At 36.2% G+C, this 21,012-nt stretch carries 25 protein-coding genes; 14 read left to right on the plus strand and 11 right to left on the minus strand.

Translation table 11 applies throughout. From position 1 onward, the window contains the following. Window positions 1-608 precede the first annotated feature (608 nt). Window positions 609-1,112 (minus strand): sigma-70 family RNA polymerase sigma factor, encoded by a 504-nt coding sequence (locus ACE1ET_RS13225; protein ID WP_375718539.1) that lies wholly within the window; start codon window positions 1,110-1,112, stop codon window positions 609-611. Window positions 1,113-1,434: 322 nt separating this feature from the next. On the opposite strand from ACE1ET_RS13225, the gene ACE1ET_RS13230 reads away from it, so the two are divergent. After that, complete coding sequence (locus tag ACE1ET_RS13230) at window positions 1,435-2,826, plus strand: NfeD family protein (protein WP_375728890.1); 1,392 nt, start codon at window positions 1,435-1,437, stop codon at window positions 2,824-2,826. A gap of 11 nt (window positions 2,827-2,837) precedes the next feature. Here ACE1ET_RS13230 and ACE1ET_RS13235 read toward each other — a convergent pair whose 3' ends face one another. Continuing rightward, window positions 2,838-3,182, minus strand: a complete 345-nt coding sequence (locus tag ACE1ET_RS13235) for a hypothetical protein (RefSeq protein WP_375728891.1) — start codon at window positions 3,180-3,182, stop codon at window positions 2,838-2,840. A 149-nt stretch (window positions 3,183-3,331) separates the two neighbouring features. Here ACE1ET_RS13235 and ACE1ET_RS13240 point away from each other — a divergent pair, with 149 nt between their 5' ends. The 5 genes from ACE1ET_RS13240 to ACE1ET_RS13260 all read left to right on the plus strand — a co-directional run bounded on the left by ACE1ET_RS13240 (window position 3,332) and on the right by ACE1ET_RS13260 (window position 7,313). Continuing rightward, window positions 3,332-3,955 carry a hypothetical protein gene (locus ACE1ET_RS13240; RefSeq protein ID WP_375728892.1) on the plus strand — a complete coding sequence of 208 codons (624 nt, stop codon included), beginning with the start codon at window positions 3,332-3,334 and terminating at the stop codon, window positions 3,953-3,955. A gap of 1 nt (window position 3,956) precedes the next feature. Beyond that, window positions 3,957-4,976 carry a sensor histidine kinase gene (locus ACE1ET_RS13245; RefSeq protein ID WP_375728893.1) on the plus strand — a complete coding sequence of 340 codons (1,020 nt, stop codon included), beginning with the start codon at window positions 3,957-3,959 and terminating at the stop codon, window positions 4,974-4,976. A gap of 23 nt (window positions 4,977-4,999) precedes the next feature. Continuing rightward, window positions 5,000-5,674 carry a LytR/AlgR family response regulator transcription factor gene (locus ACE1ET_RS13250; protein ID WP_375728894.1) on the plus strand — a complete coding sequence of 225 codons (675 nt, stop codon included), beginning with the start codon at window positions 5,000-5,002 and terminating at the stop codon, window positions 5,672-5,674. A 122-nt stretch (window positions 5,675-5,796) separates the two neighbouring features. Then, entirely contained in the window at window positions 5,797-6,513 is a 717-nt protein-coding gene (locus tag ACE1ET_RS13255) for a pyridoxine 5'-phosphate synthase (protein ID WP_375728895.1), read from the plus strand. 8 nt (window positions 6,514-6,521) lie between these two features. Beyond that, window positions 6,522-7,313, plus strand: a complete 792-nt coding sequence (locus ACE1ET_RS13260) for an alpha/beta fold hydrolase (RefSeq protein WP_375728896.1) — start codon at window positions 6,522-6,524, stop codon at window positions 7,311-7,313. Between the two features lie 94 nt (window positions 7,314-7,407). Here the strand turns inward: ACE1ET_RS13260 and ACE1ET_RS13265 are convergent, their stop codons facing one another. From ACE1ET_RS13265 to ACE1ET_RS13275, 3 genes are all read right to left on the minus strand, one after another. Further along, window positions 7,408-8,595: an ammonium transporter gene (locus ACE1ET_RS13265; protein WP_375728897.1), complete on the minus strand. Its 1,188-nt coding sequence runs from the start codon at window positions 8,593-8,595 to the stop codon at window positions 7,408-7,410. Between the two features lie 86 nt (window positions 8,596-8,681). After that, window positions 8,682-9,026: a P-II family nitrogen regulator gene (locus ACE1ET_RS13270; protein WP_375728898.1), complete on the minus strand. Its 345-nt coding sequence runs from the start codon at window positions 9,024-9,026 to the stop codon at window positions 8,682-8,684. A 37-nt stretch (window positions 9,027-9,063) separates the two neighbouring features. After that, complete coding sequence (locus ACE1ET_RS13275; RefSeq protein ID WP_375728899.1) at window positions 9,064-9,762, minus strand: hypothetical protein; 699 nt, start codon at window positions 9,760-9,762, stop codon at window positions 9,064-9,066. A gap of 556 nt (window positions 9,763-10,318) precedes the next feature. Here ACE1ET_RS13275 and ACE1ET_RS13280 point away from each other — a divergent pair. From ACE1ET_RS13280 to hflX, 3 genes are all read left to right on the plus strand, one after another. Continuing rightward, entirely contained in the window at window positions 10,319-10,981 is a 663-nt protein-coding gene (locus ACE1ET_RS13280; RefSeq protein ID WP_375728900.1) for an energy transducer TonB, read from the plus strand. A 93-nt stretch (window positions 10,982-11,074) separates the two neighbouring features. Continuing rightward, window positions 11,075-11,758 (plus strand): energy transducer TonB, encoded by a 684-nt coding sequence (locus ACE1ET_RS13285; protein ID WP_375728901.1) that lies wholly within the window; start codon window positions 11,075-11,077, stop codon window positions 11,756-11,758. A gap of 79 nt (window positions 11,759-11,837) precedes the next feature. Further along, complete coding sequence (gene hflX / locus ACE1ET_RS13290; RefSeq protein ID WP_375728902.1) at window positions 11,838-13,073, plus strand: GTPase HflX; 1,236 nt, start codon at window positions 11,838-11,840, stop codon at window positions 13,071-13,073. Here the strand turns inward: hflX and ACE1ET_RS13295 are convergent. Continuing rightward, the gene (locus tag ACE1ET_RS13295; protein ID WP_375728903.1) at window positions 13,030-13,467 is read right to left on the minus strand and encodes an NUDIX domain-containing protein; all 438 of its coding nucleotides are present in this window, start codon (window positions 13,465-13,467) and stop codon (window positions 13,030-13,032) included. The two genes, hflX and ACE1ET_RS13295, sit on opposite strands and share 44 nt — an antisense overlap. Window positions 13,468-13,550: 83 nt before the next feature. Here ACE1ET_RS13295 and ACE1ET_RS13300 point away from each other — a divergent pair, with 83 nt between their 5' ends. Beyond that, window positions 13,551-14,714 carry a 1-acyl-sn-glycerol-3-phosphate acyltransferase gene (locus tag ACE1ET_RS13300; protein WP_375728904.1) on the plus strand — a complete coding sequence of 388 codons (1,164 nt, stop codon included), beginning with the start codon at window positions 13,551-13,553 and terminating at the stop codon, window positions 14,712-14,714. 2 nt (window positions 14,715-14,716) lie between these two features. Here the strand turns inward: ACE1ET_RS13300 and obgE are convergent, their stop codons facing one another. The 3 genes from obgE to hpt are packed head-to-tail and all read right to left on the minus strand — an operon-like array spanning window position 14,717 to window position 16,828. Further along, on the minus strand, window positions 14,717-15,709 hold the full coding sequence (obgE, locus tag ACE1ET_RS13305) for a GTPase ObgE (RefSeq protein WP_375728905.1): 993 nt from the start codon (window positions 15,707-15,709) through the stop codon (window positions 14,717-14,719). 6 nt (window positions 15,710-15,715) lie between these two features. Then, on the minus strand, window positions 15,716-16,285 hold the full coding sequence (locus ACE1ET_RS13310) for an adenylate kinase (protein ID WP_375728906.1): 570 nt from the start codon (window positions 16,283-16,285) through the stop codon (window positions 15,716-15,718). 3 nt (window positions 16,286-16,288) lie between these two features. After that, window positions 16,289-16,828 (minus strand): hypoxanthine phosphoribosyltransferase, encoded by a 540-nt coding sequence (gene hpt / locus ACE1ET_RS13315; RefSeq protein ID WP_375728907.1) that lies wholly within the window; start codon window positions 16,826-16,828, stop codon window positions 16,289-16,291. A gap of 169 nt (window positions 16,829-16,997) precedes the next feature. Here hpt and ACE1ET_RS13320 point away from each other — a divergent pair, with 169 nt between their 5' ends. The 3 genes from ACE1ET_RS13320 to ACE1ET_RS13330 are packed head-to-tail and all read left to right on the plus strand — an operon-like array spanning window position 16,998 to window position 18,346. After that, complete coding sequence (locus ACE1ET_RS13320; RefSeq protein ID WP_375728908.1) at window positions 16,998-17,570, plus strand: RNA polymerase sigma factor; 573 nt, start codon at window positions 16,998-17,000, stop codon at window positions 17,568-17,570. Next, entirely contained in the window at window positions 17,570-17,863 is a 294-nt protein-coding gene (locus ACE1ET_RS13325) for a hypothetical protein (protein ID WP_375728909.1), read from the plus strand. Before ACE1ET_RS13320 ends, ACE1ET_RS13325 begins: the two co-directional genes overlap by 1 nt. A 9-nt stretch (window positions 17,864-17,872) precedes the next feature. Continuing rightward, window positions 17,873-18,346 carry a hypothetical protein gene (locus ACE1ET_RS13330; protein ID WP_375728910.1) on the plus strand — a complete coding sequence of 158 codons (474 nt, stop codon included), beginning with the start codon at window positions 17,873-17,875 and terminating at the stop codon, window positions 18,344-18,346. On the opposite strand, the gene ACE1ET_RS13335 is transcribed toward ACE1ET_RS13330, so the two are convergent. Next, on the minus strand, window positions 18,347-19,555 hold the full coding sequence (locus ACE1ET_RS13335) for a carboxypeptidase-like regulatory domain-containing protein (RefSeq protein ID WP_375728911.1): 1,209 nt from the start codon (window positions 19,553-19,555) through the stop codon (window positions 18,347-18,349). It lies immediately after the preceding gene. 134 nt (window positions 19,556-19,689) lie between these two features. On the opposite strand from ACE1ET_RS13335, the gene ACE1ET_RS13340 reads away from it, so the two are divergent. After that, a complete protein-coding gene (locus ACE1ET_RS13340; RefSeq protein WP_375728912.1) occupies window positions 19,690-20,328 on the plus strand; it encodes a hypothetical protein in 639 nt (212 codons plus the stop codon). Here the strand turns inward: ACE1ET_RS13340 and ACE1ET_RS13345 are convergent. Beyond that, window positions 20,325-20,999, minus strand: a complete 675-nt coding sequence (locus tag ACE1ET_RS13345) for an HAD family hydrolase (RefSeq protein ID WP_375728913.1) — start codon at window positions 20,997-20,999, stop codon at window positions 20,325-20,327. The two genes, ACE1ET_RS13340 and ACE1ET_RS13345, sit on opposite strands and share 4 nt — an antisense overlap. Window positions 21,000-21,012 lie beyond the last annotated feature (13 nt).

The raw sequence follows: 21,012 nt of genomic DNA on the forward strand, positions 1-21,012 counted from the left end.
TGTTGGTGCCGGGCTGGGAAAATAGTTCCGATAGCTATCGGAAGCCGCCATTTTATAGAAAAGAGCAATTGAGAAATCAGTTGATCTTTTTTTGTTGATATAGGTTGGATATTTAGGATCACTGCAAACACAAACAAAGATTCTGATCAATTTACAGACTTTAAACAGGGGAAATTGGCCTGAAATAGCGACTATTTCAAATCGGAAAGTATTAAGAATAGCATGGTAAGTGGGCTTTTATGAATGAAAAAATTTCATCTGAAAAATTAGGACTTAGTGTAATCAAAAAATCCCTCCTGCAAAAAGTTGCAAGGAGGGATTGGGTTATTCATGAGAAGTAGTTACTGTTTTAAACAGTACTAATATTTAAATTTACAAGCAGCCAGCGATTCTTCATTTGCCGTTATATTTTTTGCAACATGTTTAGCAAAAGAAAACAAATGAAAATAGGTGGAATCCTTTTTTTTTGTAGTTTTAAATTAATGATAAATTACTGTTTTTTTAATGTAAGACAGTCGGGTTGAAAAAACTACTTACCTGAATGTGATGTAAATAAAAAAACCGTACACATTTGCATACGGTTTTAACTGGTTATAGAACAAAAATTATTATCTGTAATCTTTAAGCTGATTCATTAATCTTTTTCTTGCAAAAAATATTCTGCTTTTAACAGTTCCAATAGGTAACTCCATATCGTCTGCTATTTCTTTATACTTGAAACCTGCCACATGCATGGAAAATGGTTTTTTGTATTCTTCAGGAAAACTGTTTAGAACTTTATTTATTTCATTTAATGAATACGCACCATCCGGAGTCTGAAATCCTGAGTCTTGTGGCAAATTTAAATGGTATAAATCTTCCGTCTTGTCAATAAGTGTTTGACTGTTGATGAATTTTCTGTAATTATTAATAAAGATGTTTCTCATAATGGTAAACATCCATCCTTTAAAATTTACATTATCAACGAATTTATCTTTATTGCGGAGTGCTTTAAGCGTCGTTTCCTGTAGAAGATCCTGAGCATCTTCAACATTTGCTGTTAAACTTAAAGCAAATGTGTATAATTTGCTTTGAAGACCTAAAACTTTATCCTGAAATTGAAGTGTTGTCATGTCTTTAGAATTTTTTGGTTTAACAATACGTTATTTTGGTTTTGCTGTAACAAATATAATGCATTATTTAGATAAAGTCCAAATAAAGATATGTGGAAAAATTTCTTTAATGTAGAATATGTCTAAATAGACATAGATGTAAGTATTTGAATAAGTGAAGTATGAAGTTCGTGAAAATATAGTTGTCTAAATAAAAAATTGTCATATTTTTAAAAATTTTTAATTATGTTAAGATATCGGATCAACAAATAATATTGAGAGAGTACAATGCAATTGCTTATATTTGTATTAAACTTAATGCGTTTTATCTAACCATTTAGAAATGAAAAGATTAGTATTTGTTTTATGTTGTGTTTATATCTTTGTACTAGCTGCTTTTGCTCAGACAGATAGCTTAAAGAATACCGTGTATGTTATTGATATTAAGCAGGAAATAAACAGTACATCCTGGATACATGTTGCCGAAGGTTTTAAAGATGCAACTGACTTAAAGGCAAAGGCTGTTTATATTCATATGAATACTTATGGAGGTATGGTGGTATATGCAGATTCAATACGTACTAAAATATTAAACTCTAAAATTCCTGTGTATGTCTTCATTGATAATAATGCTGCTTCCGCAGGTGCATTGATTTCTATTGCATGTGACAGTGTTTATATGCGCCCGGGTGCCAATATTGGTGCCGCAACCGTAGTGAACCAGACAGGCGAAAAAATGCCTGATAAATACCAGAGTTATATGAGGGCAACTATTCGATCTACTGCTGAAGCACATGGAAAGGATACGGTAATTGTCGGTAATGACACAATAATAAAGTGGTTCAGGGATCCAAGGATTGCTGAAGCCATGGTAGATGAATCTATATATATACCTGGTATTATTGATACCGGTAAAGTTTTGACTTTTACTGCTCAGGAAGCGATGGAGCATGGATATTGTGAAGGAATTTTTGAAAATTTAAAACAAGTTATTAAAAGAACCGGTAATGAAGATTCTGAAGTTGTAACATTTAAGCCGAGTTTTTATGATGGTCTAAAGGGACTGCTTACAAGTCCTGTGTTGCACGGGATCCTGGTAATACTTATAATAGGAGGTATTTATTTTGAACTTCAGTCACCTGGAATTGGATTTCCTCTGGCGGTTGCTGTGCTTGCAGCGATACTGTATTTTGCTCCATTATATATTGATGGACTAGCGGCAAACTGGGAAATCTTGATTTTTATAATCGGCTTAATTCTTGTTGCTCTTGAAATATTTGTTATCCCGGGATTTGGGATTGCGGGTATTTCGGGAATATTGCTCATTATCGTGGGATTGACATTAAGTATGGTAGCAAATAGAAATTTCAACTTTGAAGGAGTGGATATTTCAGGACTGGTTCGTGCCTTACTTATTGTTGTGATGGGAATGTTTATAGGTTTGATTGGTTCTGTCTGGTTGACTAAGAAATTCTGGGGGAGAGGAAGGCTGGCTAAACTGGCATTACATAGTTCTGAAAACGCTGACCTCGGCTACGTTAGTTTTGATCCGGAATTAAAAAAACTGGTGGGAAAAACAGGTGTGGCGACAACAGTACTAAGACCTTCAGGCAGAGTAATTATTAATGATGAATATTACGATGCAAAATCTGAAGATGGATTTATTGAAAAAGGGTCAGCAGTAAGAGTAATTGCTCAGGAAAGTGGCCAGGTATACGTTGTAAAGGCTGATTGATTAAGTCCGGTTCAGGTAAAAGGCTTTATATAGGCTAAAATTAATGTGCCCAGGAGAAGTAAGACTCCTGGAATCCATAAAGCAGCGTTAAATGTTATCATAATCCCTACGAGAGAAAGTACATATCCTAAAAAGAACATAATAAAATATGGCGCTGGATTTTTAAAAATACTTTTTGTTCGTAGTTTTATTATAAATCCATTAATTATTAATATAATACCTGTTGTTAGCTTTGCGATTGTATGAAAGGAATGTGCTCCGTTATTCAGCTCAATGAAACCTGTTATTAAGTAAGCAAAAGCTGTAATTGCAATAACGATAATCCAGGTATCTTTCACGTATTTGTTAGAATCCATCAGACTTTTTTGCAATAATAACCTTTTATTTGATAATGAGGTTGTCTTTTTGTCTGTTGGTTATCATTTGTCGATACATGCAAGGTGTTTGTCGAAAAAAATGGTCCTGCAAAGATTCAATTCATACATTTGGATATAATTCATAAATTATGAAAACAAAAAGAATTAAGTTTAGTATTATTATCGCCATTTTAATATTGGTGTTAGTACCTGGTTGCGTTGTAATCTCTTTTTATCCCTTGTATGAAAAAGACGATCTTTTCGCAAACGATATCATGCTGGGTAAGTGGTTGGATAAGGATTCAACACTCTGGACTTTTAATTTCCCGCATAAGAAACAGGATGGAAAAATGGTCGATGACAGTTTAGGTTATATTTTACATCTCACTTCGGAGGATGGAACAACTGAAAAATCAAGCCTTCTGGTTCACCTGATAAAATTGGGAGATAACTATTTTCTTGATTTTTATATAGATGATTATGACCCTACAAATAAGGATCGCGGTGACTTTGTATTGTTTGATATGCACCTTATGCCGGTTCATACTTTTGCGAAATTAACAGCATGGAATGATAGTTTATATATTGAATGGTTTGATCCGGATTGGCTTGACAAGCAGATTAGTGAAAATAAGGTACGAATAAGGCATGAAAAAAATGAAGAGAATACGCTGTTAACTGCAAGGCCGCATGAACTGAAGGAATTTGTGAAAAAATATGGGCATATTCAGGATGCATATGGTATGGATGTAAAACTTTTTAAACTGGATTAAATTGAAATTTGATAAAGTTTTTTCGTATTGTTTAAGATTCAGAGTGTTGCAACATATCCTTTTTTGGATGTTGTCTGTTACTGTTTTAACGTTTCTTTTAAAAGTATCTGCAACACCGGATAAAATAGATATCATATTTGCCATTATCTTTCATATTCCCATTTGGATTGGCGTTTATGTGAATCTTTATATTTTAATTTCAAAGATTTTAAAACAAAACAAATATACTGGCTATTTTGCGTCTGTTTTAGCTCTTATTTCTTTGCTGTCATGGTTTTATGAATTTTTATTTGGTTCATTGATAGATGTAATTTTGCCCGGATATTTCTTTATATCATATTTTGAATTTTGGGATTACTTTCTATTTCTCTCGGCGTATATAATCCTCACAACACTTATAAAGCTTGCTAAAGGATGGTTCAGATTAGCAGAAATAGAAAATGAAAAAAAGGATATGGAACTGCAGCTTATCAGGTCACAGCTTAATCCACATTTTTTATTTAATACACTGAATACTTTATACGGTGAAGCACTGAATAAGGAGAAAACTCTGCCTGATTCAATTTTGAATCTTTCGGATATGTTAAGATACAGCTTGTATGAGTCAAATAAGACAATGGTCAATGCAGCTAACGAGATTGATTTTATTCGTTCCTATTTTACGCTCCAGCAAAAACGGTTTGGTCGTGAAGGACAAAATATTGAACTAAAAGTTCATGGTAAATTCTCAGACGTCGGTATTCCTCCATTGATATTTTTACCTCTGGTTGAGAACTGCTTTAAACATGCGGCAGAAAATGAAAAAGGCGGGTTTTGTATTAAAATAAAGATCGTCCGGCAAAAAAAGTCTATTGTTTTCACGTCTGAGAATACATATAAAACGCAAAGCAAGTCAGAGGGTGGTTTGGGATTAACGAACACGCTAAGACGACTGGATTTATTATACAGTAAAAATAATTATACCTTTGAAGAGAATAAGGATGATTCTGTTTATGTTGTGAAATTAACACTTGGCACGTAATGACCATACCTGAAATAAAGTGTATGATAATCGAGGATGAGCCTATGGCAAGGAAAATCCTTTCGAAATATATCAGGCAGCTAAAGGGTTTTGTAATTGTCTGTGAAGCCCAGACTGCGGAAATGGGAAGGGAGTATTTGAGTAGTAATACGATTGATCTGTTGTTTTTAGATATAAACCTCCCTGGTACAGATGGGGTCAGTTTTTACAGGTCCTTGGTTAATCCACCAAAAGTAATATTAACAACTGCTTACCAGGAGTTTGCAGTTGAAGGTTTTGAAATTAGTGCTGTTGATTTTCTGTTAAAACCATTTTCTTATGATCGCTTTATAAAGGCGGTAAATAAATTCCTAATACAGGAAAAACAGGTTGGTATTCATGAAAATACGGATGTTGTTTTTTTGAAATCAAATAAACGGGTCTATAGAATAAAGTACGATTCGATTCAGTTTATTGAAGGACTGGGCGATTATGTATGTGTTCAAACTGATAGCAGAAAAATTATTATACACGAAAAAATGAAAGACCTGGAGGAACGCCTGCGTGATTTTGGCTTTGATCGGATTCACAAATCATTTATTGTTAATAATTTACATGTTGAATATGTAGAGGGAAATCAAATGAATGTGAATGGTAAACTTTTGCCTATTGGAAAAGTATACAGACAAAATATTCTATCCCTTAATGATGAACACTAAGCATTTTAGTGGTTTAACCTGAACTGGTTAAAACTTATTTAGCCGGAAGTTGTTTCTAATGAGTATGTAGGACTTGCACGGATCAGAAAATGATTTGTATTTTTGCAGTCTAAATATATTCGATGACAAAATTAAGTGTAAATATCAATAAAATTGCCACGCTTAGAAACGCCAGGGGTGGGAATGTTCCTGATGTTGTTCAGGTAGCCAGGGATTGTCAACGTTTTGGTGCGCATGGTATAACTATACATCCGAGGCCTGACGAGAGGCATATCAAAAGAACAGATGTTGTTAATCTTCGTCCCGTTGTTACGACAGAATTTAATATTGAAGGTTATCCCTCACAGGAATTTATTGATCTCGTTAAAAAGGTTCGTCCTGAACAGGTAACCCTGGTTCCTGATCCTCCTGATGCAATCACATCAAACAGTGGCTGGGATACCTTTGAAAATTTTGGTTTTCTGACTGAAGTAATTGAAGAATTTCGAACAGCAGGTATCCGGACATCTATATTTATTGATACTGATGTAGACAATATAAAAAATGCAGCAGAAACGGGAACGGATAGAATAGAGTTGTATACAGAGCCTTATGCTTCAACATACATTAAAGATAAAGACGAAGCCGTGTTGCCTTTTGTTGAAGCGGCAAAGATGGCCAGAAAAGTTGGATTGGGAATTAATGCCGGACACGATCTGAGCCTTGAAAATCTGGGTTTTTTGCTGGAGAAAATACCATATATAGAAGAAGTTTCAATTGGGCATGCATTGATTTGTGAAGCCCTTTACTATGGGTTGGAACACACTATAACCCAATATTTAGAAATTCTCAAAAAATAATTTTTGCTTTGAAGTTATTTTACAGAACAAAAGGTGCCGGTTCTCCTTTCGTTATTTTGCATGGTTTATATGGCATGTCCGATAACTGGATGTCCATTGTGCGAAAGATGGAAGGGGAATACAAATTTATATTGCCTGATTTGCGCAATCACGGAAGAAGTGAGTTTAGTGATGATCATACGTATGAGGCAATGGTTGGCGATCTTCTTGACTTGCTGGATGAACTTAAACTTGAAAAAGTAGTTTTGCTGGGGCATTCAATGGGCGGGAAAGTGGCCATGCGGTTTGCCCTCAAATATCCTGAAAGGATCAGTAAATTAATTGTTGTTGATATTGCTCCGAAAAATTATTCCAACTCCACTAATTTTGGAACGGAAACGGCCAATCATGCCAATATTATCAAAATATTGATGAGTCATAGTCTTACAGATATTTCTAACAGGGACGATATTGATGCTCTATTTGCCAAAGATTTGCCCGATCCGGTTTTAAGGTCGTTTCTGCTAAAGAATATAGAGCGGAATAAAGATGGAAGTTTTTCATGGCAGATTAACCTGCCAGTTTTACATAAATCCTTAACCGGGATTCTGGATGGATTTACAGATGTTGAAGGTGAGAGTTTTGCAGATGTTTTATTTGTACGTGGAGATTTATCACCTTATATTCATCCCGATGATCTGTTTTACATCAAAAAATATTTTCCAAATGCTGAACTGGTGACCATTAAAAATGCCGGACACTGGGTGCATGTACAGCAACCTTCAATTCTGATTAATACAATTCGGTTTTTCTTATCCTGAAAACTGTATAAAAATAAAGGAAGCTTCGGTGGCCCGAAACTTCCTTCTTGGGAGAACAAAACTACATGGCAAAAACCACGTTGGGAAATTCGTTCTAGTTATATACGCTTTGACCGTGCTCGTGTATGTCGAGACCTTCACGTTCTTCATTAGACGGTACGCGAAGTCCCATAGTTTTCTTAAGAATTCCAAACAGGATGAAAGCAGTAACAATTGTCCATGCACCCACAGCTACAACACCAATTGCCTGTACACCTAACTGATGTAATCCACCACCGTAAAGTAAACCACCGTCTGTTGCGAATACACCTACAAGTAAGGTACCTAAAGCACCAGAGGCTCCGTGAACGGAAATAGCTCCAACCGGGTCGTCAACTTTAAGTTTTTTATCGAATAATTCTACAAAGAACACTACACCAATACCTGTTATTATACCTATAGCAACAGCTCCTTCAGGTGATACGGCGGCACAACCTGCGGTGATACCAACCAAACCAGCCAAAGCACCGTTGAGTGTCATTGAAACATCAGGTTTACCAAACTGAATCCAGGTAGTAACCATTGCAGCTAATGCACCTGCAGCGGCAGCAAGGTTAGTAGTGATTACGATCATAGCAACAGCATTTGCGTTATCGCCGCTGATTGCCAGCTGAGAACCAGGGTTAAATCCAAACCATCCTAACCAGAGGATGAATACACCCAAACCACCTAAGATTAGGTTGTGACCAGGAATAGCGTTAACTTTTCCGTTTTCATATTTACCTAAGCGAGGACCTACAAGGATTGCACCTACAAGACCAGCCCATCCACCTACAGAGTGTACTGCTGTTGATCCGGCAAAGTCAATAAATCCAAGCTGGCTTAACCATCCACCGCCCCAAATCCAGTGACCTGAAATAGGATAGATAATAACAGTTATTATTGCACTTATAACTAAATAAGTTGTGAATTTTGTACGTTCAGCTACAGCTCCTGATACAATTGTTGCTGCTGTTGCTGCAAATACAGTCTGGAAAAACAAACTGTGCATATCTTCAGGATTGTCATAAAAGAAACTCAGTTTGCCGGCAAACCAACCTTCTCCGCCGTACATAATACTGTAACCTACAATCCAAAAAAGTAATGAACCAAAAACGTAGTCCATAAAGTTCTTCATCAAAATGTTACCAGCGTTCTTAGCACGTGTAAAACCTGTTTCAACCAGTGCGAATCCTGCCTGCATAAACATTACAAGTATTCCGGTTATTAGAACCCACATTAAATCTAAAGCATATGTATCCATGATAATAATTTTTATACCTTTACGTGTTTTTAATCTTGTTCAAAAAGGGTTGGACTGTTTGCGGCAGCCACCCCTTTTAAAATTTTTTATTTCTCGTATAATGTTTCAGGACCACGTTCTCCGGTTCTGATTCTTACAGTATCCTCTACATCTGAAACAAAAATCCTTCCGTCGCCTACTTCGCCTGAACGGGCTGCATTTGTAATTGCATTCAGTGTTTTGTCAAGATTGATGTCCCGAACGATGATTGAAATGTACCTACGCTCAATAATACTGGTATCATATTTAGTTCCTCTGTAAAGATGACCTTCCTTTGCAATACCAACACCTCTGGCGTCCCAGTAAGAGAAGAATGTGATGTCTTCGGCTTCAAGTGCCTGTTTTACTTCTTCGAATTTTGTTAATCGAATGATTGCTTCAATCTTTTTCATGATAATAATGTTTTGTCGTTAAATTCCTCTTTATTTATTATAGGGAGATTCCAACTGTGATAAAAAAGCCTCCTGTTGAAGGATTGAGAATTACAGCTCCTGAAACAGGAAGAGAAAAGCTGTCTGTAATCTTAACTTCTTTAGATGTGCCTACAGCAATGTTACACACTGTGAAACTACCATCGGAAGTGTAAGCGCCATCACCAGCACCTAGTGTCAGGTCGAATGATCCAAATGCATACGCTGCTTCTACATATGTATCACCTGCTTCAAAACCCGGAGCAAACATATAGGCACCTGTAAGGCTCAGATCACCGACACCAACTCCAATCATTGGTTCAATGTAGTGGTATCCTCCGGCGGCAGAATAATCTGTCCAGTCACCACCAAAATAATAATCAGTAACTGTTAATGATACTGGTCCGAATGAATAGCTTGCATACAGGTCCATTTCAAAACCTTCGGATCCGGTAAATGAGGTGATCATACCAGCATCATCTGCTTCAAATGTTCCATCCCAGCCACCGGTGCTTACTGATCCCCATGCACCAAGGGCGAAATCACCGGCACTGAATTCAACATAAGGTTGGAATGCAGCACCTGTTCCAAATTTAGAACCACGCCATATGTAACTTGAATAAATATCAAGTCCGGTGGAAAACTCCTGTGCAGTAAGGCCAGGCAATACAATAAGACTTAAAACCAATACACTCAAGATTCTTTTTACCTTTTTCATGATGTTAAAAATTAGTGTTATACAATTGTTTTGTTTGTTCTCTTAATTATGATTTCCAAATTTTATTCTCAATTCATCAAAATGACTAATTGTTAATCACGGTGCAAATATAATGTCAAAAAGATATATTATCCAAATAATATTTGAGAAAAATGTAAAAAACATAAAAAAAATAGAAACTACCCCGTAAAAACAGGCATTGTACGTTAAAAAATGCGAAATAATTACATTGTAGGTAGGAAAAATAAGGGGTTGTATTGTATTTATTCACTTTTTTGTGTTTGAAATATTGCTATACAACATAAAAAAATGGCATTTAATGATGTTTATATGATGTTTGTCTGTGTCAAAAAGAAATGTTATCATCTTAATATATTTCAAAATGATATTTAAATGACGAATGTTCAGTACAATATTTTGTTGGTATACAACGTTTTTATAATACATTAAATAATTAACGGTATATTTTATGGAATTTGAATAAAAATTACTCTTAATATAAAAAGGACATATGGCTTGATTTTACGCTTTTACTAACCAATTAATTTTTTAAGTTATGAAACGTAGTAAAGATCAACGTTCTTCAGTGAACCTGTTAATAGGAGTATTAATTTCCCTGGGATTTATTTTCATCTCATTTGAATGGTCCTCCTCTGAAATCCATGTCAGAATTATAGACGACCAACCGGCACATGTATTTGTTCCTGAACAACAAATACCAATTTACAGAGAAAAGAATAAAAAGGTAGAGATACCAATACCGAATGCTTCTTATGAAAAGCTGAAACTGGTCAAGGATATGTTTCTTCTTATAGATGAGCCTATTGATTTTAGTGAAACTCCTGCGAAAGAAGTTATGAACACTCCTTCCGTAAATATACCTAAAGAGGTGGAGTATATTGATGAAATTTTACCTTCTGTGGAAATCATGCCAAAATTTCCAGGAGGAGAGGTTGCCTTGTACGTATTTCTGAAAAAGAACCTTAAATATCCGGAAATTGCTAAAGAGATTGGTATTTCCGGTATGGTATATGTGCAATTTGTTATAGAGAAAGACGGTTCTGTAAGCCAGGTAACAATAGCAAGAGGAAAGGATCGTTCTTTAGATGAAGAAGCTTTACGAATTGTTAATATGATGCCAAAGTGGAAACCTGGCATTCAGAATGGACAAAAGGTTAGGGTCAGAATGATCTTACCAGTAAAATTTGTGCTCAGGTAAAATAAATTTTTTAAGATTTAGAAAATATATATATTTACCGGGCAATAAAAACAAATTGATTTTGTAATTTTGTGATATAATAAATAATTTAAGATGGATATTAAGAAATCACCGAAAGCAAATCTTGAAAAATCAAAGATGATGTTTATCCAGCTGGGGTTGGTCATTGTTCTTGGTTTTATGTTTATCGCTTTTGAATGGTCACAGAGTGATGTAAGTGACGTAGATCAGTTTCAGATACAGGAAGAAGTTCTGGAAGAAGAAGCTATTCCTGTTACCAGACAAGAGCAGGTTCAGCCACCACCACCACCACCACCACCAAAAATTTCAGAAGTTTTGAACATTGTGGAAAACGATGTGGAACTGGAAGAAGAGCTGATTATTGAAGATACAGAGATTGATGAGGATACAGAAGTAGATTTTGTTAATATTGATACTGAAGATGAGGAAATTGACGAAAACGTTGTTTTCCAGATCGTTGAAAAAATGCCATCATTTCCGGGTGGTGAAGCTGCAATGATGAAATTCCTTAGTGATAATATTAAATATCCTACTATTGCTCAGGAAAATGGTATACAAGGGCGTGTTTACGTTAATTTCGTCGTGAGTAAAACAGGTGAGATTTCAAACATTAAAGTGGTTCGTGGTGTAGACCCGGCACTTGATCAGGAAGCTATCAGGGTAGTTAAATCAATGCCAAAATGGGAACCGGGAGAACAGAGGGGAAAACCGGTTAACGTTTCATTTATGCTTCCGATAAACTTTGTATTGAACTAATATTGTTCTTAATAATATTGAGAACCCGGCTTATTGCCGGGTTTTTTTGTAAACACATTTTTTAGTTTTAAAGGCTAATATGATTGAATCCAGAATAGAAAGAGAAGAGGAGAAAGTAATACTTGTTGGTGTTATTAATCAGGATCAGACAGAAGAACAGGCAAATGAGTATTTAAGGGAGTTAGCATTTCTGGCTGTGACTGCAGGAGCAATTCCTGTAAGAAAATTTTTGCAAAAGCTTGAAAAACCCAATCCAAAAACCTTTGTGGGGCAGGGGAAATTGCAGGAAATACTTGATTACTGTAAAACCGGCGAGGTGGATCTGGTTATTTTTGATGATGAGTTGACGCCTACCCAGCTCAGGAATATTGAACGATTTCTGGAGGTAAGAGTTTTGGATCGTACGAACCTTATACTGGATATTTTTGCTAAGCGTGCGCAAACAGCACATGCCAAAACGCAGGTTGAATTGGCACAATATAAATATCTGCTTCCCCGGTTGACCCGAATGTGGACACACCTTGAACGGCAACGGGGAGGCATAGGAATGCGTGGTCCGGGTGAAACTCAGATAGAAACGGACCGAAGGATTATTCTTGATAAAATTGCCCGTTTAAAGGAACAACTAAAAAAAATTGACAAGCAAAAGACTACACAGCGAAAAAACAGGGGAAAGCTGGTTCGTGTTGCTTTGGTTGGCTATACCAATGTTGGAAAATCTACAATGATGAACCTTTTAAGTAAATCGGAGGTGTTTGCAGAAAATAAGCTTTTTGCAACCCTGGATACAACGGTAAGAAAGGTTGTGGTGGACAATCTTCCCTTTTTACTTTCTGACACGGTTGGGTTCATCCGAAAGTTACCTCACGATCTGGTAGAATCATTCAAGTCTACCCTTGATGAAGTCCGTGAAGCTGATTATCTGATCCATGTGGTAGATATCTCTCATCCTTCTTTTGAAGAACAGATTGAGGTGGTTAACAATACCTTGCTTGAAATTACTGAAGTTCCGAAACCAACCCTGGTGGTTTTTAATAAAATTGATGCCTATACATATATTAAGAAGGATGATGATGATTTGACTCCCAGAACTAAGCTAAACTATTCACTGGACGAATTAAAACGGTCCTGGATGGCAAGCCATAACGCACCCTGTATTTTTATTTCAGCAAAAGAAAAGCAGAATATTGATGCACTAAAAGCGGTGATTTATGAAAAGGTGAAGGATATTCATATTACCAGATTTCCATACAATGATTTTTTGTATGAGATTACTGATGAAGATGATTACGGAACATCAGAAAATCATCAATAATAGTTTTATGATCAAATGCAAGTTGGGGCAATGTTTCCATAGTGTACCAACCAGCATCACCGGCATCATCAGCAGCAACTGCATCAAGTTTTTCATCAAGAATCATATAAAAAATAATCGAAATGGTTCTGCCGCGCGGATCGCGATTCACTGTGCCATAAGCTTTAAACTGATTTAATTCCTTTAAAATGATCCCGGTTTCTTCCTGAAGTTCACGTTTTGCTGCATCTTCAAGATCCTCATCCATTTCTACAAATCCTCCTGGTAGCGCCCATTTGCTTTTGTACGGGTCATTTTTACGCTGAATAAGTAATAAGCTTTCAGGCTCAGATTTTGATATGAGGATAATGTCTACTGTGACCATTGGACGGGGATATTCGTAAGTGTAAGACATATTATAAATATACTTAAAAAGAAACCAAAATTAGAAATAATTAATTTTAAAGTCTAATTTTGCACAAAACTACATTATTCAGCATGTTTGATCACTCAGATTTTGATGCCATCAGACCATACAGGGACGATGAAGTACAACACATTTTTCATGAACTTTCGAACGAACCTGATTTTTTAAGGTTGATTGGATTTTTATACCCGGAATTATCGGTAAAAGGTTTTTTGAAATTACTATTCAGTTTAAATTCTATTGCAGAATTTCAGGAACAGGTTATCGCACCTTATGTTCAAAATATAGCCAGGCTTACTGCTGATTCATTGACAATAGACGGCCTGGAGAAACTTGATAAGAGTAAAACGTATTTTTATATTTCCAATCACCGGGACATAATTCTTGATCCGGCTTTTTTGAATATATTGCTTATTTCCAACAGTTTTGATACCACAGAAATTGCAATTGGTGATAATTTACTTATTTATCCCTGGATCAGGCATTTGGTTCGTTTGAATAAAAGTTTTATCGTAAACCGGAATGTATCGGTACGCCAAATGTTTGAGGTTTCGCAGCGATTATCAGATTACATTAAACATACAATGAACGATAACGGGCATTCTATCTGGATGGCCCAAAGGGAAGGGCGTTCAAAAGATGCAAATGACAGAACCCATTTGGCCGTTCTTAAAATGCTGAATATGAGTGGGGACAGCAATTTTATAGATAATATGAAAGAACTGAATTTTCTTCCTGTATCTATTTCGTACGAATATGATCCCTGTGATTTTCTTAAGGCCAGAGAGTTTCTGTTAAAGAGAGATAACCCGGAATATAAAAAGACGCAGGAGGATGATCTTGAGAGTATGTTTACAGGTCTTAAAGGTTACAAGGGGAGGGTTCATTTTCATATTTGTGAACCAATTACCGATGAACTGGCAGATCTGAGAGATGTTGGAGACAGAAATCAACAGGTTGCAGGCTTGGCGCAATTAATAGATAAACATATTCATTTAAATTACCGGTTCTATCCAGGAAACTTTATAGCTTACGATATGCTGACAGGAAGAGATAAGTTTAAAGATAAATATTCCGAAGCTGATAAGAATAAATTTCATAATTATCTGGAAAATCAAGTCAGTAAGGTGCCCGAAAAGAATAAGGAATACGATTTTCTTTTGAATTCATTGATTGAGATGTATTCCAATCCTCTAATTAATCATTACGAGGCAAAAGGTGAACCGATAGTATAAGTTTAGTTTTTGTTCAGTTCCTTCCAGATTAGGTCCTTAAGCTTTAAGATATTAAAATTGCTTGCTGAGGAAATGAAAATGTAAGGTATGTCAGGCAGGTCATTTTCAATTTCATGCATCAATTCTTCATCCAGTAAATCGCTTTTAGAGATTGCAAGAATTCTGTCTTTGTCCAGTAGTTCAGGATTATATTGTTTTAATTCATTTAAAAGGATCTGATATTCCTTGTGAATGTCATCACTGTCCGCCGGAACCAAAAAGAGTAATATAGAATTTCGCTCAATATGCCTTAGAAATCTTAATCCAAGTCCTTTCCCCTGGTGAGCTCCCTCAATAATACCCGGAATATCTGCCATCACAAATGATTGGTTTTCCCGGTATGAGACAATTCCAAGATTCGGAACTAACGTTGTAAACGGGTAATCTGCAATTTCCGGCTTAGCAGCAGAAACAACGGAAAGTAAGGTAGATTTGCCGGCACTAGGGAAACCTACCAGACCAACGTCTGCAAGAATTTTCAGTTCCAGAATAACAGCTCGTTCAACACGTGGCTCGCCGGGTTGTGCATATCTTGGTGTTTGATTTGTTGCACTTTTAAAATGCCAGTTTCCCAATCCGCCACGACCACCTTCCACCAGGATCTTTTCTTCACCGTCTTCGGTGATTTCAAAAATGATTTCTCCCGTTTCGTCATCTTTGGCTACTGTGCCTAATGGTACTTCAATAATCTGATCCTTACCACTGGCACCCGTACTGCGGCTTTGACTACCACTTTCACCGTCGTCAGCAAAAATATGGCGTTGATATTTAAGGTGCAGTAAGGTCCACAGTTGTTTATTTCCTTTGAGGATGACATGACCTCCGCGACCACCATCGCCTCCATCCGGACCTCCTTTTGGAACAAATTTCTCTCGTCTAAGATGCGCCGAACCGCCACCACCTTTCCCTGAGCGACAGAATATTTTTACGTAATCAACAAAATTTGTTCCTGACATTGTAAGTTATGCGTTTTTAATAATTGCTGCTATTCGTGAGAAAATATCTTCAACTGAACCAACTCCGTGCACAGGATTGTGTGTTCCTTCATTTATATAAAAATCAATAACAGGTGCAGTTTGTTCGTGGTATACGTTTATTCTTTTTTCAATGGTTTCAAGGTTATCGTCAGATCTTCCGGAAGCCTGTCCACGCTTAAGTAAGCGTTCAATCAGTTCTTGCTTATTTACCTCCAGACTTATCATTGCTGAGACATCTGTATTCCGCTCATTCAGCATTTTCTTTAAAGCAACAGCCTGGGCCGTTGTTCTAGGAAAACCATCAAATATTACTCCTTTTGCGTTCTTTAATTCATCAAGTTTAGATGCCAGCATTCCAATGATAACATCATCAGGAACCAATTGCCCTTCATCAATGTATTGTTTGGCAAGCTTTCCTAACTCGCTCTTATTGGCAATTTCTGCCCTTAATACATCTCCGGTGGAAATATGTGCTAATCCAAATTCATTAATAATTTTATCACTCTGTGTCCCTTTTCCTGAACCCGGAGGGCCAAAAATTATAATATTTTTCATTCTTCAGTCACTTATATTTTTATAAATATCTCTCAGATTTCTGCCGTGTCCATTATAATCCAATCCATAACCAACAATGAAGTCATTTGGAATACTTAAGCCTATATAATCAAGGGGAATATCCTTTTTATAGGCTTCGGGTTTTAGAAGAAGAGTGGCAATCTTAACTTCAGCTACACCTAACTCATTCAGTTTTTCAACGATCAACCCCATGGTGTTACCTGAATCCACAATGTCTTCCACAATTACTATTGTACGTCCCTTAAGTGTTTCATTAAAGCCGATAAGTTCTTTTACTATTCCTGAAGATTTTGTTCCCTGATATGAAGCCATTTTTACAAAACTTACTTCACAAGGAAGAGAAATTTCTTTTAGTAAGTCGGCTGCAAACATGAACGATCCATTGAGAATGCAAACAAAAATCGGCGTTTTATCTTTAAGGTCTTCATTGATCTTCATAGCCAGCCTTCGTATTGAAGCTCTTATTTCTTCGTGAAGGATTGAAATTTCGAATGTTTTGTCGTGAATTTGTATTTGTTGCATGTTCTTATAACGTATGTGTTCTAAGCCGACAAATTTAAACTAAAAAGTTTGTTACCCAAAGCAAAATTTAGCAACATCGTCTGAAGAACCCATACTAAAATATTACTCTAAGGTAAAGTTTTTCTGTTCAATGGAATAAAATGATATATTTGGTTGTCTTAAATAAGAAATGGAATCAGTTTTGCAAAGCAATATTTCTGATATAGATTTACTCCAAAGGGTAAAAAACGGCGATCAGTATGCATATACATTGATCGTAGAACGCTATAGAAGACAGGTTGCGAAAACAGTCTTTGGTATGTTGGGGGATACAGCCGAGGTCGATGATGTAGGACAGGATGTATTTATAAGGTTCTATCATTCCATTGACGGATTCCGGGGTGAGAGTAGTCTGGGGACTTATCTGACACGAATTGCTATTAATTTGTCTTTGAACGAGCTAAAAAAAAGAAAACGCAAGGCTTTTTTCTTTTTTCAGAAAAGTGATGGTTCACACATGGAAATTGATGTGGAAGATGAAACCAGGATGGATGAGGAAAATGATAATAACGAACTCGTTGAAAAAGCACTTTCGGAACTTGAGCCCAAATTCAGATCTGTGGTGGTTTTGAGGTTAATACAAGGCTATTCAACCAAAGAAACTGCTGAAATGTTAGATTTACCTCAGGGGACTGTGCTTAGCCGTTTGGCCAGAGCACAGGATAAATTAAAAGAGGTTATAAAAGACTTAATGATAGTGTGATGAAAAAGAACAGTGAAAATTTAGATGTCCTTTTTAAAAATTACGATCGTGATTTTAAGCCGTTTTTTGAAACCAGGCTTAAAGCCAGATTTGAAAAGGACAACAAAGAAGCGCGCTATGAAATGGTTTACAACCGTTTTTTTAAACGTATTGTGTATTCCGGTTTTATTGCAATTGCAGCCATTCTGCTTGCTTTGTTTGTTATGAATGGAAGTCTGGGTGTGGATTCATTAATCGGAGTTAAAGATCTTTCAGTTGAGAACTCTCTTGTATTGTCTTTAGCTGATTTATAAAATATTGATATGAAACTAAAAGTTGTTATTCAATTAGTTATAGTTCTTGTCCTTGGCTTTTTTATCGGTTTTTTAACAAACAGCAGTATTGTTTCGAAAAAGATAAAGAACTATTCATGGCGAAGGGGAGAAGTAGTTTTCTGGACGCGGACCCTGGATGAGATCCATGCGACACAGGAACAGAAGGATGAGATAATGCCCATTGTTTTCAAATATTCCGATAAAGGTCATCAGGTTATGCGGGATGCGATGAAGGAAATCGAACCGTTATGGGAAGAAATGGAGGAAGAGATTGCTCCAATTCTGACTCAGGATCAGTTGAAAGTTGTTGAGGCGATTAAAAAACGAAGAATTGAAAGATTCCGAGACCGGACTAAAAATCAGGGACGCAATGACAGGTGGAGGAATGCTAAACGTGACAGTACAAATATGCGTAATGGACAACAGGGCCCGCCACCACCGCCTCCTTCACCGGAAGAATAATCAGTATCCATCCGGATTATTGTAGAAGTCACGAATACCTATTGAAGGCTTGTGATCTAACATTTTATGATCAGGAATTATTAATTGTGTAACCGATTTCCCTTTTAGTTTATTTTCAGTTACAAAAGTTTCATTTAAATTAATTGAGCTGAGGTGATATTTGTCTCCCTGATTATGATACATAATAGTGGCAACGTAGCGGATGTCCTCGCCAAATAAATCATTGTTCCCTTTCACATAGTAGGATTTTCCTAATACTGATTTTTTTGTACTGCTACCCTTAATCACACATTTAATAAGTACACCTGCATTTTTCAATATGTACAATTCTCCTTCATAATACTTAATGTAAGCATCCTGAGTGGTAATTAAATCCGGCTCCAAATTCTTAAATGCTATGTGTAGCAATGTATCTCCATCATATGGCTCAGAATCCATTAGTTCCAACCGGTATTGATATAAATTTGCGTCAGAAAATATACTGGTATGGCTCCTTACAATATCGTATTTAAGCAGTTCGTCCATATTGGTAATACCTGTTTTGTAAGGTTTTACGCGGTAGTTTCTGGTGGTATTGCTAAAGGTATAAGTTCTGCTTTTGAATAGCTCAGGTGGTGTCTGCTGGATGTATCCGGAATCATCAGTAATTATTCCCTGAGATTCGGTAACTCTGTTTAGATTGCCTGCGATATATGTGTTTTTATATTTAAAATTATAGTCAAAGGGACCTGTAATAAAAGTTTCACCCACATTTTTGATGGTTTTCCTGACATAACCATACAGTACTTTTGATTCAGCTTCAATATTAATACTTATGATTTCGTAGTTGATAGGTTTCAGCTGAATAATAACATTCTCAACTTTTTCAAGTTCAGACAGTTTAAATCTTTTAGAAGAAAACCCAATTACAGAAATAAAAATGTTATTGTTTTCCAAATCTACAGGGTATTTCAGGGAGAAGTTTCCATCGTCATCTGTAGAAGTTCCGGTGAGTGTATTTTCAATTACAATGTTGGCAAATGGTATTCCTTCGCCATTATATTCATTAACGATCTTTCCTTTTATTTCTTTTTCCTCTGTTTTTTCAAAATTAAAATCCGTTGTTTCAGTTTCCTGAGCAAGGGTTAAAGAGTTTGTAAATAAGGTTGTTATTATGAATATTGTGAGAGTTTTAAGTATAAGATCTGCCCTTCTGAATCTGCTTTTCATGAAGTTGTTTTTTTATCTATATTTGGGGTAAAATTAGAAAAAAAAACTACATGAAAAATATACTGGGGGTAAGCTTCTTGATCTTTATAGTTTTGTTGGCTGGTAGCTGTGTCTCAAAGAAAAAATATCTTGCAATGGAAACATTAAAGAACCAGTATGTGAAGCAGGCAACCAATCTACAAAAGGAGAATGATGAGTTGAAGGATAATCTTACAAGTGCAGAAAAGGAATTTGACGAATTTAATCAGAATCTCAGATACAGTAATTCGGTTAAGGATGGGGATATTGCAGAAGTTACCCAACAGTTAAAGGATATGGAAGAAAACTTTAACAGAGCCCAGTCAGAGCTGTCCAGAACCCAGGATTTATATAAGGATCAGCGTTTTTATAATACACAGGCAAGCAATGAAATTACGCGTCTTGAGTTTGCCATTGAACAATTGAAACGTGATACTGTAAGTTTAAATTACTCCCTTAAGCTGGCCAAACAGAAAAATGATCAGGTGCAGAAGCGGTTGATGGAACGTGTGGATCAGTTAAATGAAAAGAACAGCGATATTGCAAAATTGCAGAATGAGATGGCTGCAAAAGATGAAGCTATTAAGGAGGTTGAAAATCAGCTTACAGAGCAAAAAGCTAAGATTGATGCCATTAATACAGCCTTTATTGAACTAAGGAAAGATATGCTAAGAGCAAAAGCCAGCAATACGATTATTGATCCGGGTACCGATCCGAATGTCGCAAAAATAAGTAAGGCACTTGGGCACTATTAATTAAATTTTTTCATCAGCCAGTCTTGCATATCAGCTGAATTTTCAAATACCTTATCAGCACCGGCACTGGTTAATGCTTCATTTTTAAGTTTACCGGTATTAATCGCCAGGGTGTAAATTCCTGCTGCTTTTGATGATTTTACTCCCAACGGCGAATTCTCAATTACAATTGTTTCGTTAGCATTGCAACCGGTTAATTGCAGTGCTTTAAGATATGGTTCCGGATCCGGTTTCCCCCTTTTTACATCCTCACCTGTAACAAAGGAATCATTAAACCTGTTGTTGTAGTTGTGGTTAATATATTCGATTAATGATTTCTGTGAAGAACCGGTTACCACGCATAACTGAAAATTCTTTTGATGCAGGTATTCCACAATTTCAGGCATGCCTTCCATTAATTTGGCTGTGCCCATGGTATTCATGATTTCAGTTTTTTTGCTATACAGTTCTTCGATAGTGTTTTTGTCAGGGGTTTTATTAAGTATGTCGCTGAAGACCTCCACGATTGTTTCTCTGCCAGGTCTGCCTTCATTCATATAAATCATTTCTGTAGGATAATCCACACCGATTGATTTAAATGTTTCTTTCCAGGACATTTCGTGCAAAGGCATTGAATCATAGAGAACGCCATCCATATCGAAAAGAAAAGCCTTTATTTTTTTTGCGATCATAGTAAAACCTGAT

The organism is Quyinboa mangrovi (genome assembly GCF_042219825.1).
In the GTDB taxonomy this organism is placed as follows: domain Bacteria; phylum Bacteroidota; class Bacteroidia; order Bacteroidales; family UBA5342; genus JBHJHP01.